Origin of the sequence: Aulosira sp. FACHB-615, from assembly GCF_014698045.1 — a bacterium.
In the GTDB taxonomy this organism is placed as follows: domain Bacteria; phylum Cyanobacteriota; class Cyanobacteriia; order Cyanobacteriales; family Nostocaceae; genus Nostoc_B.
In genome coordinates, this window is the sequence record NZ_JACJSE010000036.1 from 1 (window position 1) to 18356 (window position 18356).

Genomic DNA, 18356 nt, shown 5'->3' on the forward strand with positions numbered 1-18356 from the left:
GCCGAAGACCCAGAATTTGAAACTTTCTATACCAAAAACATTTTGCTGAACGAGGGTATCCGCGCTTGGATGGCTCCTCAAGACCAGCCCCACGAACAATTTATATTCCCTGAAGAAGTGTTACCTCGCGGTAATGCTCTGTAAGATTTGAAGAAATTCATCACTATCTGACTTTTCATTTATCCTCTGCTCTTGGGCAGGGGATTTTTTTATGTTTAGCAAAGAAGGTGGTTTGTGGAGATTGGGTGTAAGGGTGAAAGGGTATTGGGTGTAAGGTTTTTGGATACATACACCCCTATACCCCTACACCCTTGATTTTTCATCTCACTGCGTTAGTCCTGGCATAAATTCTTTCTTCTTCAAAACACCGCTATCTTTCTAAAATTAATGTGTTATATTGATTCAAGGTAAAAGCCCAGAGTAATTACTCTGCCTTTTTGAAACTAAGTCCGCTTAGGCAATAAGGAGGTGATGCCCATGATAGAAAGTAGTAAACGCATGGGTCATCAGGTTGCAGTTAGCCGGCTGCGCGCCGGGGCTGTTCTCTAAAGTTAGCCATAGTTACATTGAGAAACTAAGTTATCTCAAGTAACTAGGTAAGCCTGGGAGTTCCTCCCGGCAGTCTGGTTGCAACCTGAAGACCCGCTAGACCGCTCTGACATTAGGTCAACAGACCTAAAATCAGAGCGGATAGTTTTTTATAGGTACTTTTTGTTGCAGCTTATCGGAATACAGAATGGACTTACGCATAAATATTGTCTGTAAAGAATGAGTGCAGGGGTGATAGGGTATAGGGTGTAAGGGTTTGGAAGAAGTACAACCCTACACCCCTAAACCCTCGAACCCTTCCCAAAACCCTGTATTTTTCGTCTAACTGCGTAAGTCATAACAGACTGGCTGGTCAAATCAATTATTTCAAAGTGTCCTGACAAAAATATCAACTGGGATTTTTTGGTATGTCACAACTACTAACTGAAGCAGAAATTCGAGAATGTGCCAACAGTTTGTCAGGTTGGAGTGTTGAAGGTAATCAGTTGCAGATCAAACTGATATTTAAAGATTTTGTGACAGCAATTGAGTTTGTGAACAAATTAGTCGAACCAGCAGAATTAGCTGGGCATCATCCAGATATAGAAATTTCCTATAACAAAGTCAAAGTAACGCTTACCACACATGATGCAGGTGGATTAACCCAAAAGGACTTTGACTTAGCATCTGTAATTTCTCAAATCAGTTAAAACCCTTTGTCCGGTGACATCTGGGGAAGGGAAATTGAGGAATGAGGGGTGCTGGGAAAATTGAAATACCCTAAACCTTACTCTTGCCTAGAAAAGACACAGGTTGGATTGTGACAGTTTAACAGGCGATCGCACCAAGCTTGTCATCTGCGACAAATGCTCTATAATAATAAGCTATAAAGGTATGTTTTTGTATAAGTTAATTACATCAATTTTTAACACTAAGTTAATCAGATGTTAGCTTTTCAAAAACTAAAATTGTAATAGTGGCACCAAACCTCATTAACGAAATTTCCAAAAATATCGTATTTTTGAGAAGAAGTGCAACGAAACAATTCTCTATACAAGGTGTGAGGAGAAAAGTAAAAATGTCTAATCTCTTGTGGAAATCACTCGTGGTTAGCCCCGCAGTTTTAGGAGCAACCCTACTCGTTTCAGCAACAGCGATTGCAGCTCCTAATGCCAGCACAGAAGTTTCAACAACTGAACAACCAGTTGCAGTAGAAGTTGCCCAACCAGAAATTTTGGCTCAAGCAGCACCTACTAACAACGACAGCAAAGTTTTAGACCAAGTTAACCGTTACAGCAACGAAGGCAAAACCAACAATTCGTTGTCTCAAGTAACTTCAGTATCTCAATTCTCTGACGTACAACCCACTGACTGGGCATTCCAAGCATTACAGTCTTTGGTAGAACGTTACGGTTGTATTGCTGGTTATCCTAACGGTACTTATCGTGGTAATCGCGCTCTTACCCGTTATGAATTTGCGGCTGGTTTGAACGCTTGTTTAGACCGCGTTAACGAATTAATCGCTACAGCTACAGCAGATTTAGTAACCAAGCAAGATTTAGCAACTTTACAACGGTTACAAGAAGAATTTTCTGCTGAATTAGCAACCTTACGTGGTCGTGTAGATGCTTTAGAAGCACGCACTGCTGAATTAGAAGCTAATCAATTCTCTACCACCACTAAACTCGTTGGTGAAGCAATCTTCGCTGTTAGCGATGTATTTGGTGGAAACAGTGGTGAAAGAAATAATACTGTCTTCCAAGACAGAGTACGTCTAGGCTTACAGACCAGTTTCACTGGTAGAGACGTATTGACAACTCGTTTGACAGCTAGTAACGCAACTCCCTTTACTCTGCAAAACAACGCTGGTACAGATATTAACAGCGCAGAGCCATTGCAAACTTACAACGTAGGTGGCACTGGTGGTAACAGCATTGTAGTAGATAGATTGACTTACGAAGCGCCTGTTGGCCCAGTTCAAGTTTACCTAGCTGCTGCTGGTGGTAAACACAGCCACTACGCTGCTGTTAACAACCCCTACTTCTTTGACAAAACCGACGGTGGTAATGGCGCATTATCCACTTTCTCCTCCGAAAACCCAATTTACCGTATCGGTGGTGGCGCAGGTATCGCCTTCAACATACCTTTTGGCCAAGGTGGCAGCATTATCAAGCCAAGTTCTATCACCGTAGGTTACTTAGCATCCGAAGCTGATAGTCCTACTTCTGGTGAAGGTTTGTTCAATGGTAACTATGCAGCTTTAGGACAATTGAACTTTGGTATTGGCGATCGCCTTGCAGTCGCTGCTACGTATGTCCACAGTTACAATGGTGCAGGTAGTTCTTTATTTGATAATGGTGAGCAAAATAACATTGCTACAGGTGTAGTAGGTACTAGTTTCGCCAATAATCTTCCGAACGCATCCTCAAGCAATTCCTACGGTTTGTCAGCAGCATTCAGACCTAGTGACAAATTATCTATCAGTGGCTTCATTTCTTACAGTGATGTCACAGGCTTTGGTGCAGGTGATGATAGAGAAGTTTGGAGCTACGGTGGTGGTATCGCACTGCCTGATTTTGGTAAGAAAGGTAACGTTCTGGGTATTTTCGGTGGCGTTCAACCTTATTCTATTGGCCGATTCTCAGTTTCACAGGGTAACAACGATCTGCCATTCCAAGTTGAAGGCTTCTACAAATATCGCGTCTCTGACAACATTTCCATCACTCCTGGTGTAATCTGGTTGTCTTCTCCTGGCCAGAACGACAACAATGATGACGCATTCATCGGTACTCTCAGAACAACTTTCACATTCTAAGAAGTTGAAAATCTTGAGATAGCTTTTAAATAGATTTCACCCCGCCTAGAGGCGGGGTTTTTTGTTGGTAATTTATTAAGTTTTAGCTTTCTTCATTATCAAAATTAGCTAAAATATCTCGAATTTCATTTACACCAATATCTTCTCGGTCAGATTTGGCATAAATCGTGAGTAACAAAATACTTGTAGGTGACTCAAGTTGATAAATTAAACGATATCCAGCACTTTTACCTTTTTGAATATTACTATTGCGAACTCTCGCCTTGTAAACAACATACTCCTCACCAATACCCCCAATTCTGTCTCCGACAATATTTCCTTGCTGTAGTTCCTCAATAATTGGTTGTACATCAGAGCGAATATTGCGAAATCTCTTTGAGAGGTCACGCAAATTTTGTTTATATTCAGGAGTTAAATCAATGAAGACTAATGGCTGTTCATTCGGCATCAATTCCCTCCCACATTTCGGATAGTGGTAGGCGTTGACCCGTTTTAGCTTGCTGTAAGGCTCTCCTTAAGCTGGCTTTAATTTCCTCAACAGGTGTATCATCAGGATCAACTTCTGCTGCTGTGTGTTCTGGAACTAACACAATCACCCGCACTTGATGAGGATAATTGATTTCCCGAATCGGCTGATCTAAGATTAAGTTGCCTTCAGAGTCAATTTTGCCAGTTACTTCGATCGCTTTCATTGCTATCCACCTCATTTGTTGGTGATCCTAACACGGGCAAATCCAAGCAGCGTAAGGAAATCGAAGTATATTGTAACTTTAGCTAAGGAATAGGCAGCGATCGCAATAATCTGTCTACAATAGTTTTGGCATTACGTCCTCCCCTGGGAATGAGGCGATGACAAAGAACGTAAGGCACTAAAAATTTTACATCATCGGGGATGGCATAATCACGCCCAGAAATAAATGCTAATGCTTGAGTTGCTTTTTGTAGAGCTACTGTTCCGCGCGGACTCACACCCAAAGTAATTTCTTCATCATGTCGCGTTGCCCTTACCAATTCCAAAATATATTCTTGTAAAGAAGCTTCTACTTTGACTTGAGAACAGATTTGACGCAATTGTTGTAACTCTGCCAAGCTAATACAAGGTTGTAACTCCGTCACATTTGCCCTTTGTTGGAGATTTTGCAACATTTGTAATTCTTCTTGCGCCGAAGGATAACCCAAACTCAAAGACAGCATAAATCTATCCATTTGAGCTTCTGGTAATGGGAAAGTACCTTGATATTCAATGGGGTTTTGGGTAGCAATCACAAAAAACGGCTGGGGAACTGACCGAGAAACACCATCAATTGTGACTTGATTTTCTTCCATTACTTCTAATAAAGCTGACTGAGTACGAGGTGTAGCGCGGTTAATTTCATCAGCTAGAAGTACATTAGCAAACACAGGCCCAGGCAGAAAGGTAAATTCACCAGTTTTGGGATTCCAAATATTCGTACCAGTAATATCTGTGGGAAGTAAATCGGGAGTGCATTGTAAGCGTTGAAATTTGCCATCTAAAGAACGCGCCAAAGATTTAGCCAGCAGCGTTTTACCCACTCCAGGAACATCTTCTAATAGTGCATGACCACCACTTAATAAGGCGACTAATACCAAGCGAATTGCCTCGGTTTTACCGACAATGGTAAGAGCGAGATTTTGAGTTAAAGCTTCAATTTGTTCTCTCATGCACCACAGAATGATTGAGGAATTGGCGATTAGGAACTGGAATGGAGAATAACCTATGCCTCATTCCCCACTCCCTGTTTTTCAGTATTCCCACTTCATCATCGGAAGTTAGCATTCTCCAGACAAAATTTTTTGAGCAATTTTACAGTCTCGGTGAATTTGGGTTTTCAAGGCTTCTAGAGACGCAAATTTTTGTTCTGGGCGTAAAAATTCGATGAGTTCTACAGTCAATTGTTTGCCGTATAAATCCCCAGACCAATCAAATAAGTGTACTTCTACGGATGAATTTATACCATTTACCGTGGGGCGATTACCAATATTCATCACTCCTAAAATCAATTGCGGAACAGTCGTAGGGGTGGTTTCATTTAAAATATATACCTTGACCGCATAAACGCCGTGACGTGGTAAAAATTTATCGCTGGGTATTTGAAGGTTAGCCGTAGGAAAACCAATGGTTCTACCGAGTTGTTGACCTTGAACCACTGTACCGAAGAGAGTGTAAGGTCTTCCAAGACATAAATTAGCGTTTTTGATATCGCCACTTTCCAGACATTGGCGAATTAGAGAAGTGCTAATTGGAGGTAGGCTGACAAATCCACTATCTGACAAGTTATCTGTATGGGTTTGTAATGGAACAATAGTAACAGGAATATTGTGTTGAGACGCAAGTAATTGCAAATCTTTAGCAGTACCTCGACGCTGTTTGCCAAAACAAAAATCTTGCCCAACACTAATTCTTTGACACTGTAATTGTTGGACTAGAATTTTATCAACAAACTCTTGCGGCGACAAAGCTGATAATTCCTTGTCGAAGGGTAATAGTACTAGTTGTTCCACTCCTAGCGATCGCAATTGTTGAACTTTTTCATCCAGTGGTGTTAACCAAGTACGGGGTGTTCCCGTAAAAAATTCCTGTGGATGGGGACGAAAAGTCACAACTGTTGAGTATATGAGTTCTGGTGTTGGGGGTTGGTTGGTTTCCCCATCTTTGTTCGCGGCTGGCTGTAGAATCGGCTGAATTACCCTTTGATGGCCAAGATGTACGCCATCAAATTTGCCCAGCGCAACATTAGTTGGCCTGAGAACCTCTGTGGCTGAAGCAGCAACCCATACAGAACATCCATTTTGAGACAAATTTAGCACGTAGATTCTGGAATTTGAGGTTTATTTCGCCATAAATCGCAAGCAACCTGATGGAACACCAATGAGTAGAAGACAAGCTGTGTATGGGTATAGAGGTGTAAGGTTGATGAACACTTAACATCCAAACCGTTGATTTTTCGTTTTTAGACTATGAGTAGTTTTAACTTGAATAAACACACAACTTTGTCTTTGGTTTTCACAGTGTCCTGATGAGGTAGATTCTCGCGCTTATAGCTCTTGATCACCAATCTAATCTAAAATCTACGATCGCTTGACAGGCAACTTTTACCCAGACAACTTATCTAACAGGAAAAGATTCTGATAACGGGACAGATGTAGACACTTGCAGCACCATTCTTTCCCGTGCCATGATTGCGCCTGGAAATTGTTTAGCCGCTTCTTCCCCGACAGCATCCAAAAAATCATCATTGTGAGCTGGATCATGGTGGAAGATGACCAAGGTTTTGACGTTGGCGGCTTTGGCTATTTTCACCGCTTCTTGCCAAGTGGAATGTCCCCAGCCAATTTTCGGCGATTTTGGCGAATAATATTCCTCATCGGTGTAAGTACAATCGTAGATGAGGATATCGGCATTGCGAGATAGCCTTAGCACATTTTCATCCAATCTGTCCGGAAAATGCTCGGTATCGGTGATATATACAGCAGCACCACCGCGCCAGTTAACTCGATAGCCAACTGCTTCACCGGGATGATTTAATGATGCCGTTTCTATGGTAATGTCATGAATATGAATGGGTTGCCCTGGTTTGACATCGTGAAAATGCAAATTGGCTTGCATAATCTGTAATGGCACTGGGAAATTTGGGTGAAGCATCTGGTCGTTGAGGCGTTGCTCAATGGTCGAACCATCAGGAGCGATCGCACCATAAATGTGAAAATTATTGCCTCTGACAAACCCTGGGACAAAAAAGGGAAACCCCTGCATGTGATCCCAGTGGGAATGAGTAAATAACAGATGAGCTTCTAAGGGCATTTGGCGCAGTAAAGATTGTCCTAAAACATGCAGCCCTGTACCACCATCGAAAATTAAGCGTTTGTCGCCCACTTGCATCTCAATGCAGGGGGTATTACCACCATAGCGGACAGTATGTGGCCCTGGACTGGGGATGCTGCCACGAACACCCCAAAATTGTACGGTAAATTGGTTCTCTATCCTAGACATGGGTGTTGCTTGCTGGACTGAGCGGGCGATCAAGAACAAAAATGTTACTTGTTTGGTTAAGTCTATGCTGTTTTACCACATTTGGTAGAGAATGTTTTTCTTGGTACAACAGCATACCTTGTTTGGGGTAGATTGTGTGAACGTCGAAGAAATCCTGCAAAAGAGTTACCTGAATATTTCCCACATTATATGTATCAGTAATATCAAAACGCTCCTACTTTATAACCTAAATTTTACTGTGATGCCTTTAACTGATCATAAAAAGGCCAAGGGTAGGAAAATGAAGGCTGTGGGCAGCAGGTTAAAATGCTCATCATGACTTTGCCAAATTGGTAAATGAATTTGATTATGTAGTTGCCTTTAGATGAAAAGTATATAAATTTACTTATCTAAAGGAATTTCCCAGTGGGATAATTTATCGAGTCCGGTTGGATAGGTGAGATTATATTGCAACGGCGTAATACTGATATAGTTTTGACGAATCACATGCACGTCAATAGGTATATTTTGCGGTAAATTTAACCCCATTGGGGGTTCGACATCTTCGAGAACTTCACCAGTTAACCAGTAGTAGGTTTTACCACGGGGATCAATGCGCTTGTCAAACACATCAACATAGCGCCTGACTCCTTGTCTGGTAAAAGTGACTCCGGCAATTTCTTCCCACTTCACCGCAGGCACATTAACATTAAGTAACATTAAATCTAGTAAGGGTTTAGCGGCTAGTTGCTCCACTAAAGTTTTGGCAAACTTAGCGGCTGGTTGAAAGTCTTTGTAGAGATGACTAGTCAGGCTAAAAGCAATGCTGGGAATGCCTTCAATCACTCCTTCCATTGCGGCTGAAACAGTTCCAGAATAAAGAATTTCGGTTCCGAGATTGGCACCTTGGTTAATACCAGACAGCACCAAATCTGGAGGAGAATCTAATAAAGCCCATATTGCTAATTTGACACAATCTGAAGGCGTGCCATCACAAGCCCAAGCTTTGATACTGGGATGGAAAACTGATTCAACAATTTCCGCGCGAATTGGCTGGTGTAGAGTTAATCCATGTCCGGTGGCCGATCGCTCCCGATCTGGACAAACTACAGTTACATCATGGCCAGCTTCTGCCAAGCAGTTGGCTAGGGTACGCACACCCAAGGCAAAAATACCATCATCATTACTAATAAGTAATTTCATGGGTCATTTAATTTTCGATTCTGGATTTTAGATTTTAGATTGACTGCACCCATTTTGGGGATACAGTCCGGGGATTTTAGATTTGTTCTGCCCAAAAGAGTCTGGGGTGTGAACGGAAAGAATCATCCAAAATCTAAAATTTGCAGGGTCAAGAGACCATAGTCAACAGTTAAAGCTAAATTGTCAATGCTTGACATCACAAATACCAAAGAAAAAATCCTCCCTGGCGCGATCGCTTATAAAATAAGGTTATTTGTCTTTTGTCATTAGTCATGAGTAAAGAGTTCTTACTATTGACCAATGACTAATGACCAACGACCAATGACTAATGACTATTAACTAATGACTAGCAATTTAGAGACTCAACTTTTAGCATTACAGCAGGAAGGAGAAAATGCGATCGCTGCTGCTGATACCCTAGAACGCCTGGAAGAACTCAGAGTCAATTATCTGGGGAAAAAAGGACAACTAGGGGCATTGTTACGCAGTATGGGGCAGATGAGTGCAGAGGAACGTCCTAAAATTGGAGCGATCGCCAATACAGTCAAAGAGTCCCTGCAAACTAGTCTAGACAAGCAACGTGCCGCTTTAGAAACTGCAAAAATTCAGGCGCAGCTAGAAGCAGAAACACTAGATGTGACCATGCCGGGAATTTTCCGCCCCCAAGGTCGCATTCATCCCCTCAACGGCATTATTGACCGGGCATTAGATATTTTTGTCGGGATGGGTTACACCGTAGCCCAAGGGTCAGAAATGGAAACCGACTATTACAATTTTGAAGCCCTGAATACACCACCTGACCATCCCGCCCGTGATATGCAGGATACTTTTTACCTGCCAGATGGTAATTTACTGCGGACTCACACTTCCTCAGTCCAAATCCGTTATATGGAAAAAGAAGAACCACCAATTCGCGTGGTCGCACCAGGGCGAGTTTATCGGCGTGATAATGTAGACGCAACCCACTCAGCAGTTTTCCATCAGATAGAACTGTTAGCCATTGATGAGGGACTGACTTTTACAGACCTCAAAGGCACAGTCAAGATGTTTTTACAAGCGATGTTTGGCGACTTGCCAATCCGCTTTCGTGCCAGTTACTTCCCCTTTACCGAACCTTCGGCTGAAGTTGATTTGCAGTGGAATGGTCGCTGGCTAGAAGTAATGGGTTGCGGTATGGTTGACCCGAATGTGCTGAAATCTGTAGGCTATGACCCAGAAATTTATACTGGATTTGCTGCTGGTTTTGGTGTAGAACGCTTCGCAATGGTGTTACATCAAATTGATGATATTCGCCGTTTGTATGCCAGTGATTTAAGATTTTTGCGGCAGTTTTAAACATCTACTGTAATCAAGGCAGAAAGAATAATGACTCAATCTTCTAGATTAGATCAAGTTCTAGACAGCATCGAAGAATTATCAATAGATGAACAAGAAATACTCATTGATCTGATCCGTCATCGATTAGCAGAACAACGACGTTCTGCTATTGCTGCGAATATCGTGCAAGCACAAGCAGAATACCAGTCTGGTAAAGTGTTTCGCGGCAATGTTAATCAAATCATGGATGAGTTAAACAAATGATGACTCTGGTTTTAGCATCATCGTTTAAACGAGCATTTAAGCGGTTGGTGCGACGACAACCAGAGTTGCAAGAGCGAATAGAAGAGCGTTTAACGCTTCTAGCATCTGACCCATTTGATCCACTGTTACAAACCCATAAGCTCAAAGGCAAATTGTCAGGAGCTTGGGCTTGTTCAGTGGATTACGATTGCCGTATTGTCTTTAACTTTGTGCAGAATCCCGAATCTGATCAAGAAGAAATTTTGCTCATCGATATTGGCTCTCATGATGAAGTCTATTAAACCAAAATAGGTGCATTCGTTAAAATACCTATATACCAATTACTGTTATGCGATATGACCTCAACCACGAGCAAAAAACTAACGCTTGAGGAATATTTAAAATATGACGATCGCACTGATCACCAATATGAACTAGTGGCTGGAAAACTAGTGAAAATGCCACCTGAAAGCCCAAAAAATGTTCAGATAGCTCTGTTTTTGCTAGTAAATTTCCTCAAGTTTGTGCCAGTCAATCGCGTGAGTAATAAAGCTGAAATTGTGATCAGTGGTTTTCGTGCAACTACTCGTGTGCCTGATTTAATTGTCCTAACAGAAGAACTAGCAACAATTTTACAAGGCGCAACCAGATCCACAATTACTTTAGATATGCCACCGCCAGCACTAGTTGTGGAAGTTGTTTCTCCTGGTAAAGTTAATGAAGACAGAGACTATCGCTACAAACGTTCTGAATATGCTGCCAGAGGAATTGCTGAATATTGGATTGTTGATCCGCAAGCTCATAAGATTACTGTACTTATATTAGTTGATGGGCTTTATGAGGAAACTATATTTGTAGGAAATGCAGTGATAGTTTCTAGCATTTTTCCACAATTAGAGCTAACCGCAGAGCAAGTACTTAATGCTGGAATTTGAGGGGTGCGATCGCTGTTAAAGCTTTCATGACATTAACTGAGAAGATACAACCAAATTTGTTACCTTAGTGCCAGATAAAGGAGCAAATTCATGAAGATACAGTACCCTATATTATCCCAAGTTGCCTTAGTACAGGACTTACCAGAATACAACCTGAAGCGAGGTAATGTTGGCACAATTGTAGAGCATTATCCTATGCCTGAAGGCGAAGAAGATGGGTATAGTCTGGAAGGATTTAATCTGCCCCATATAACTATAGAAGTATCAGCATCTCAAATTATTCCTGTTGCTCAATTGCAGGAAGAAGAAATAATTTTAACTAAGTTACGCAAGCTCTCTGGAGCGAGACTGTTAGAATTACAAACCTATCTTGATTTTCTCTTGCAAAAAGAAGAGTCTGATCATAAGAGTGCTTAATAAATCTGATGTTAACGACAATTATCACAATGTCCACAACGCCAATTAGTGGCATCTTGAGCAAAACCAAAGGCATTTAATAAAAACTGCCAACGACATTGTTTTGTTGTTAAATATTGTTGCATTTGTTTGACAGCTTGCAGTTGCGTTGCTGGCTGTTTCTGCACATTTGATTCAATTTTGTAATGGAAAGGATCAAGCCATTTTAATTGTCCGCTACTGTGGAGTAAGGCTAATGCGACAGCAGCATCGGGAAATTGTCGCGTGACTGTATTAATGTCGCCTTGTTTGGGCAATTTTTTGACTAATTGCTGTGCTGTTTGCAGTTGCGATCGCATTTTATCAACAAAAAACTGTTGTCTTTGCTTATCGCCAGAATCTAACCAACCTGTAGGTTCACTCACCAGTGTCAATGCTTCGGCTGGTTTCCCATCTCGTCCCGCACGGCCGATTTCCTGCACATATTCTGATAGTAAATGTGGTGCGTGATAGTGGATAACCCACCTGACATCAGGTTTATTTATCCCCATCCCAAAGGCGCAGGTACAAACCACAAATGGAATTTTACCACCCAACCAACTGGCTTCGACGGCGCGGCGTTCGGCTGCACTTAACCCTGCGTGGTAACTGGCTGTCGGATAACCCATCTCAGCTAACCATGCTGCTAATTCTTCGCTATCGCGGCGGGTACGAACATAAATTAACCCAGCTTGTGGCGATCGCTTTTGAATAAACTGGAGTAACTGTTGTTTTCTCCCCCGTGGTGTCCAAGCGATGCGAACACTAGGATGCAAATTAGCACGGTAAGGATTCTGCCGAAAAATTTCAGGTTGCTCTAATTGTAAAACTGTTTGAATAATCTTTTGCGCTAATGGATCAGCTGTTGCTGTAAAAGCAGCAATACTAATTTTCGTTCCTGGTGGTTTTGATTTGAGCAATGCCGGACGTACCGCCCCTAATCTGCGGTAAGCTGGTCGAAATGTATCTCCCCATTGCACCAAACAATGTGCTTCATCTAAAATCAAGCCATTGATTTGCAAATGTGGCTGAGATAATCTTTCCCAAACAGGTGGACTTAATAACGTCTCTGGCGATAAATAAAGTAATCGTAGTTGTTGTTTTTCCAATGCTTGCAGTGCTGCACGGCGTTGAGATGAAGCTAATTCACTATGCAAAAGTGCTGCACTCAGATGGCGTTGATGTAGTTCTTTTACTTGGTTTTCCATCAACGCTACCAAGGGAGAAATTACTAATGTTAATCCTGTTTGTAATAATGCTGGTAATTGAAAACAAATAGATTTACCGCCACCTGTTGGCATAATAATCAGAGCATCTTGCTGCGCTAATAAAGTTCTGATTATTTCTCCCTGTGGTGGACGAAAATCATCGTAACCCCAAATTTTTTGGAACGCGGCATGAACATCCTGCCAAGTGGTTTTTGTGGGTTGATTCATGCTGAGAAATAGTAGATGCGCCCTTGGTTTTCCACATTGAATATGAGGTTACTATGAATATAACTGCTGCTATTTAGCACCAGCTTCAGTAATTTCCTCATAATTTTATGCCGCGAGCATTTAAAGTCGATTTTAGTTGTCCCGAACATGGTTGGATAACTGTGGAAATGTTATCTGGTTTGATTTTTTAAATTATCTGTGTAGGCAGGGAGTGGGGAGTAGGGAGTAGAGAGTAGAAAAAATATTTTCTAGGGTGTAGTGCGTGTTTTATAAATCAAAGATGAGTTTTATATTCAGTCATTTTTTCCTACCTCATCTTAATTTTAAACTTCCCATTCATAGCCTATTCAAGGGTACATAAATTTCGTAGTAAGTAAGAAGACACAAATAAGCTTAACTATAAAATTCTTGAACAAAATAGCTAAAAACTTCTTCCCTTCTGCCTCCTGCCTGGTTGGTGAATCTCGACTTCGCTCGATTACCGCGAAGCCGAACCACTGCCTCCTGCCTTGCCATAATTACAACTATTTATGTCCCTGTACTTATTACCGTAATTATGAGGGCTACACTCATTTTTATATAAAAATATATTACGGTAATTTTACTGGATAAATAAAAAAAGCATGTTATACTACTAAGCAGGATTACATAAAATAAAAAACCTGCAAGAGCAGGCTAAAAGATGTATTGACGCTAAAGAAAACATAGCGATATTTTTCCATGTTGAAATTAGAGTAGTTGGGTAAAAGAATCTACTCTGAGAAATTTAGGATTTGTTTAATTGTGATATTTGCTGTCAACGAAAATTGGCTTTCAGCTTATAGCTTTTGTCCTGTGTAAATAGAGCGAACTTCACCATTCCGACGGACAATTGCTTCGCCGTTGTTGACTTCTACTAAAGTCCAGCCACTAGTACCAATTGTTTCGCCAACATTGATGCGCCGAGTTACGCCATCAACTTGAAATAAAGCCGCAGATTTCTTACCTAACTCCAGTACACCTTCTAAGGTATGACTGGGTGCAGGTTGAGGGTTGGAGGCTAAATAGACTTGTTGGGGGGTTTTTGGTGATGCAGCCACACTCGTTACAGGAGGTGAAGCAGCTCGCAGTGGTGCAACTGGTAAGGCGGGAAGGGGACTGGCTGATTGTCTGACAGTAATTGGGGCAGTACGTACAGCTACAGGTTTAAGATCGGTACGCACAGCAGCAGCTAACATATTTACACTGACAGGTTTGCCTGGTTGCTTGGCAGTGTTTAAAGCTGTTTTGACGGCATTCGGCTGAGTTGTTTGTCTGGCGTTGGCTATGGGCGGTAGAGTTAAGGGAGTTCCGGGAAGCCGTGGTAGCCCGTAGCGCATAGGTGAAGGCGCTTGATAAACAGGAATATAAATGCGTTCAACAACATTGTTTGCTGAACGGTTAGCGGTGGGGGCTGTATTGTTAGCGGTGAGTGGAGATGGTAAGTTACCGATGGGGGAACTACCAGCATAAGCAATGGTATTCGGGTTAGAGGTTATGCGGTTGCTGATGCCGGTGCGAAAAGATGCTTGATTAGTTTTTCCGCCTTGTTGGTCGATAATGGCTAACGAACCCAGCATGTAATCGGCTAAATCTGCCTCAATTTCTGCTTTGGTGGGTAATTGAGTTCCTGACATGGAGGCGGTTTGCTGTGTCCATCTGCCAGTGATCAAAGAGAGAACTTCTGCCCGTAGTAGATAAATCGTACCAGCGATCGCAATCCCGATGGCTGTTCCTAAAATCACCAGCTTGCTGAAAGCCCGTTTGATTTTCGGTCTTCTGATTCCCGAAGCCATTGCGGGAGTATCCACTACAACTGTACTGGCGTGCTGATTTCTGACTTGAGGAACGCCTTGTACAGTGCTGACCATATTGGGCAGGATAATCTGCGGTATGTTCAGCGTTTGCAGTGGCTCGTAATCTGAGTAATACCAATCGTTTACAGATGTTTCTTCTCTAGAACGCTGTGGTATGCGGCCACCATACCTCACAGTATGGGAAGATAAACTGCCACTGCCATCTAAAATGTCGTCAATATCGGCAAACAAATCATCCATCAAGCCATCAGCATAAATTTCGATTGACCAAGGCTCGTTGCTAATTAATTCTTCTGATGGTTCCGGAACGATGAGATGGTTGTTGAATTCTTGTAACATAGGCATGATTTTGGGTTTTGTTTGCCAGGATTAAGTAATGCTCTTAACGCCTGGAAATCAGGATTTTGCAAAAATATCAAACTGCCAGCCTAAACTTGACGAGTTTATTTTTATGTGGTATTAAATTCAACGTAGTCTAGAGATTGCTGTTGATGCCAGGAAAAAATTCGTGTCATCAATCATACCAATCCCCTCCCTTCTACTATACTCACGCTTGTTAAAACTTTAACTTACGTTAATGCCGGAAAGTCTGTCTGGTGTTTGGTTTTACGCAATTCCAAATATATTAACAGTGCGTTAATATCCGCAGGATTCACACCCCCGATACGGGCAGCCTGGCCAATAGTCAGTGGTTTTACTTGAGTTAATTTTTCCCGTGCCTCTTTAGAAAGAGTATCAATTTTGCCATAATCTAAATCCGCAGGTAGCTGGCGGTGTGCTTGTCGGGCGGTTTGTTCAATTTGGTTTTGTTGTCTGGCGAGATAGCCAGAATATTTGATATCGATTTCTGCACCTTCTCTCTCCGCCTGGGTGAGACTGGAATTACCCAAGCCGTATTTATGCAGGTCAACATAATGAAATCCTGGTCGCCGCAGCAAGTCAGCGAGGGTGATAGAACCTTTGATGGCTTGTTGGGTGTCAGAGGCGATCGCTTTTCCGACTTGATCATGTTCTTTAATGCGGGTAGTGTATAATCTTTCTTTCTCTGCTGTAATTTGGGCTTGTTTAGTGGTGAATAATTGCCAACGGCGATCGTCAACTAAACCAATTTCCCGTCCTAAAGGCGTTAAGCGTTGGTCTGCATTATCCGAACGCAACAGCAAGCGATACTCAGACCGACTAGTTAACATCCGGTAAGGTTCTCGTAGGTCTTTTGTACACAAATCATCTAGTAACGTGCCGATGTAACTTTGCTCACGCGGAAATACAATCATTTCCTGACCACGCACAAATCGCGCCGCGTTAATTCCCGCCACAATTCCTTGGGCTGCGGCTTCTTCATAGCCCGTTGTGCCATTAATTTGACCAGCACAAAACAACCCAGCAATTTTCTTCGTCATCATTGTGGGATAACACTGAGTCGCAGGTAAATAATCATATTCAACTGCATAAGCTGGACGCAGCATCACACAATTTTCCAACCCTGGTAGACTCCGCAGCATTTGTAATTGCAGAGTTTCTGGCAACCCCGTGGAAAAACCTTGAATATATAATTCTGGAATATCCCGCCCCTCTGGTTCAATAAAGATTTGATGGCTTTCCTTATCCACAAAGCGCACAATCTTATCTTCAATACTGGGACAATAACGCGGCCCTTTCGCCTCTACCCAACCACCATAAACGGGCGATAGGTGTAAATTCTCTCTAATTAAACGGTGGGTTTCAGCAGTAGTGCGGGTCATGTGACAAGGCATTTGTTCCCGTTCTACCCACACTTCTGGGTCAAAGCTAAACCAGCGAACTTCTGCATCTCCCGGCTGAATTTCCATCTTACTGTAGTCAACCGATCGCTTGTCTACTCGTGCCGGTGTCCCAGTTTTTAATCTTCCCGTTTCAAAACCCAAACGATTTAAAGTTGCAGTCAAACCTTCAGCCGCAAATTCTCCCGCGCGTCCCGCCGCCATTGATTTGTTACCAACCCAAATCTTGCCACCCAAAAAAGTACCTGTGGTCAAAATCACTGTTTTACATTTAAACGCCACACCGAAATAAGTTTCCACACCAACAACTTCATCGTTAGCGCCCAAAACTAAATCTGTCGCCATCCCTTCACGAATGGTCAAATTTTCTTGATTTTCCACAATAGCTTTCATTACCGCCGCATATTCGCGCTTGTCTGTTTGGGCGCGTAATGCCCAAACCGCAGGCCCCCGTGAAGAGTTAAGGACACGCTTTTGCAAATATGTCCGGTCTGCCATTTTGCCAATTTCCCCACCCAAAGCATCTACCTCATGGGTTAACTGAGATTTAGCCGGGCCACCTACGGCGGGGTTACAAGGTTGCCAAGCAATTTTATCTAAATTCAGTGTTAATAGCAGAGTCCGACAACCAAGACGGGCAGCGGCCAAGGCGGCTTCGCAACCAGAGTGACCTGCACCGACGACAATCACATCATAAGCGTCTTGGAATTCAATGGAATTGTGCATGGTCATACTTATACAACAGCAAGCTAAGAGTCATTGATATTTTAGCTGATCCAGTGCTTTCCAGGATGCGCCTTGTTAATAAAAAAGCTATCAAAAGAGCTAGGCATATAGTAGTAGAGAAAATCTCAATTTTAGGAATTATAATTATTAACTAAGTTCTGCTTAATAATTTAGTTAAATTTAGCTTATATGTTCTGAATGCAACTATTTTTACAATGCTTGCACAGGATAGACTATTCAGTATATTTACAAATTTAAGTAATTAATGAAACGTCTAATTAAACCAGCAAAATTTATCTTGACTGCTATTTTTATTTGTTTGGCATTGGTAGCTAGTAACAGTCTGCAACGCCATCAATCAGTTAATAATTTACAGTCTGAAAATCAATGCTTAGTTGCATCTGTATCTGGCTGTAGTGCTAATGCCCAAGAACCCAACTTACCTCATCAACCTGTTACTAGTGAACCATTAAGCCCACAAGAAAATTTTGTGGCTGCAATTATGCAAAGCTTAAAGGTAATGCCCGCACCAGGAACTTATGAATATACTTTACTCCGTTCCTACGGTGCAGCATTTATCAATTCAACTAGTAATGTGAAATTACCGCCAAAATTGATTTTTGATAATGATACCGATACTCAAGAATTTCAGTCACAATTAACACTAGAAAGAATTGTTAATACCAAGGATTGTTACTTACAAAAGTCAGCCGCCGATGCCTTAAATAAAGCTAGATTACAGTTTAATATTCCTCTAAAATCAGGGTATGGTGCGAGTGATTGTCTGCGTAGTTACGCTACAAATTTAAGGTTTTGGCATAAATATGCTAATAATAAAACTTTAGAAAAAGTCAAAGAAGGTAAAGAAACAGCAATTCTAGGCGTAGTTGCACCACCTGGAACATCCCAGCATCTTTGGGGTTTAGCAATTGATTTAGGGGTATCGAATGCAAAACAAAGGCAAATTCTGAATCAAAATGGTTGGTTTCAAACTGTAGTTAAAGATGTACCACACTGGACTTATCTTGGTGTATCAGCAGAAGATTTGCCAAAGTTGGGTTTTAAAAATCAAGTTATTCAAGGAATTACTTATTGGTTAACACCTTTGTCGTAGGGAGTATTAGATCCCCGA

At 41.9% G+C, this 18356-nt stretch carries 17 protein-coding genes and 1 pseudogene; 9 read left to right on the forward strand and 9 right to left on the reverse strand.

What is annotated here, in order from left to right; all coding sequences use genetic code 11:
- The 3 genes and pseudogenes from H6G77_RS30655 to H6G77_RS30665 all read left to right on the forward strand — a co-directional run.
- Positions 1 to 144 (forward strand): annotated as a pseudogene (locus H6G77_RS30655) (photosystem II D2 protein (photosystem q(a) protein)); the annotation flags it as partial.
- Between the two features lie 812 nt (positions 145 to 956).
- Positions 957 to 1238, forward strand: coding sequence for a 4a-hydroxytetrahydrobiopterin dehydratase (locus H6G77_RS30660; RefSeq protein ID WP_190594080.1), 282 nt, complete (start codon positions 957 to 959; stop codon positions 1236 to 1238).
- Between the two features lie 368 nt (positions 1239 to 1606).
- A complete protein-coding gene (locus H6G77_RS30665; RefSeq protein WP_190594082.1) occupies positions 1607 to 3343 on the forward strand; it encodes an iron uptake porin in 1737 nt (578 codons plus the stop codon).
- A gap of 82 nt (positions 3344 to 3425) precedes the next feature.
- On the opposite strand, the gene H6G77_RS30670 is transcribed toward H6G77_RS30665, so the two are convergent.
- From H6G77_RS30670 to surE, 6 genes are all read right to left on the reverse strand, one after another.
- Positions 3426 to 3791 carry a type II toxin-antitoxin system RelE/ParE family toxin gene (locus H6G77_RS30670; RefSeq protein WP_190873562.1) on the reverse strand — a complete coding sequence of 122 codons (366 nt, stop codon included), beginning with the start codon at positions 3789 to 3791 and terminating at the stop codon, positions 3426 to 3428.
- Positions 3781 to 4035 (reverse strand): hypothetical protein, encoded by a 255-nt coding sequence (locus H6G77_RS30675; protein WP_190594083.1) that lies wholly within the window; start codon positions 4033 to 4035, stop codon positions 3781 to 3783. The genes H6G77_RS30670 and H6G77_RS30675 overlap by 11 nt, the downstream gene beginning before the upstream one ends.
- A gap of 82 nt (positions 4036 to 4117) precedes the next feature.
- A complete protein-coding gene (locus tag H6G77_RS30680; protein ID WP_190594085.1) occupies positions 4118 to 5026 on the reverse strand; it encodes a MoxR family ATPase in 909 nt (302 codons plus the stop codon).
- Positions 5027 to 5134: 108 nt separating this feature from the next.
- Positions 5135 to 6172: a bifunctional riboflavin kinase/FAD synthetase gene (locus tag H6G77_RS30685; protein WP_190594088.1), complete on the reverse strand. Its 1038-nt coding sequence runs from the start codon at positions 6170 to 6172 to the stop codon at positions 5135 to 5137.
- 298 nt (positions 6173 to 6470) lie between these two features.
- Positions 6471 to 7355, reverse strand: a complete 885-nt coding sequence (locus H6G77_RS30690) for an MBL fold metallo-hydrolase (RefSeq protein ID WP_190594090.1) — start codon at positions 7353 to 7355, stop codon at positions 6471 to 6473.
- Positions 7356 to 7736: 381 nt separating this feature from the next.
- Positions 7737 to 8537 (reverse strand): 5'/3'-nucleotidase SurE, encoded by an 801-nt coding sequence (gene surE / locus H6G77_RS30695; protein ID WP_190594093.1) that lies wholly within the window; start codon positions 8535 to 8537, stop codon positions 7737 to 7739.
- 342 nt (positions 8538 to 8879) lie between these two features.
- Between surE and pheS the strand changes: the two genes are divergently transcribed.
- The 5 genes from pheS (at position 8880) to H6G77_RS30720 (ending at position 11449) form a co-directional block, all read left to right on the forward strand.
- A complete protein-coding gene (gene pheS, locus H6G77_RS30700) occupies positions 8880 to 9872 on the forward strand; it encodes a phenylalanine--tRNA ligase subunit alpha (RefSeq protein ID WP_190594095.1) in 993 nt (330 codons plus the stop codon).
- Positions 9873 to 9902: 30 nt separating this feature from the next.
- Entirely contained in the window at positions 9903 to 10118 is a 216-nt protein-coding gene (locus H6G77_RS30705; protein ID WP_190594097.1) for a hypothetical protein, read from the forward strand.
- Complete coding sequence (locus H6G77_RS30710; protein ID WP_190594099.1) at positions 10115 to 10399, forward strand: type II toxin-antitoxin system mRNA interferase toxin, RelE/StbE family; 285 nt, start codon at positions 10115 to 10117, stop codon at positions 10397 to 10399. Before H6G77_RS30705 ends, H6G77_RS30710 begins: the two co-directional genes overlap by 4 nt.
- Before the next feature lie 54 nt (positions 10400 to 10453).
- The gene (locus H6G77_RS30715) at positions 10454 to 11032 is read left to right on the forward strand and encodes a Uma2 family endonuclease (protein WP_190873563.1); all 579 of its coding nucleotides are present in this window, start codon (positions 10454 to 10456) and stop codon (positions 11030 to 11032) included.
- Between the two features lie 90 nt (positions 11033 to 11122).
- Entirely contained in the window at positions 11123 to 11449 is a 327-nt protein-coding gene (locus H6G77_RS30720) for a DUF4926 domain-containing protein (protein WP_190873564.1), read from the forward strand.
- 11 nt (positions 11450 to 11460) lie between these two features.
- On the opposite strand, the gene H6G77_RS30725 is transcribed toward H6G77_RS30720, so the two are convergent.
- From H6G77_RS30725 to mnmG, 3 genes are all read right to left on the reverse strand, one after another.
- Positions 11461 to 12903 carry an ATP-dependent DNA helicase RecQ gene (locus H6G77_RS30725; protein ID WP_190873565.1) on the reverse strand — a complete coding sequence of 481 codons (1443 nt, stop codon included), beginning with the start codon at positions 12901 to 12903 and terminating at the stop codon, positions 11461 to 11463.
- Between the two features lie 818 nt (positions 12904 to 13721).
- Positions 13722 to 15083, reverse strand: a complete 1362-nt coding sequence (locus H6G77_RS30730) for a hypothetical protein (RefSeq protein ID WP_313954534.1) — start codon at positions 15081 to 15083, stop codon at positions 13722 to 13724.
- Positions 15084 to 15307: 224 nt separating this feature from the next.
- On the reverse strand, positions 15308 to 17230 hold the full coding sequence (gene mnmG, locus H6G77_RS30735) for a tRNA uridine-5-carboxymethylaminomethyl(34) synthesis enzyme MnmG (RefSeq protein ID WP_190873566.1): 1923 nt from the start codon (positions 17228 to 17230) through the stop codon (positions 15308 to 15310).
- Positions 17231 to 17489: 259 nt separating this feature from the next.
- Between mnmG and H6G77_RS30740 the strand changes: the two genes are divergently transcribed.
- On the forward strand, positions 17490 to 18338 hold the full coding sequence (locus tag H6G77_RS30740; RefSeq protein WP_190873567.1) for a D-alanyl-D-alanine carboxypeptidase family protein: 849 nt from the start codon (positions 17490 to 17492) through the stop codon (positions 18336 to 18338).
- The last annotated feature ends 18 nt before the right edge of the window (positions 18339 to 18356 follow it).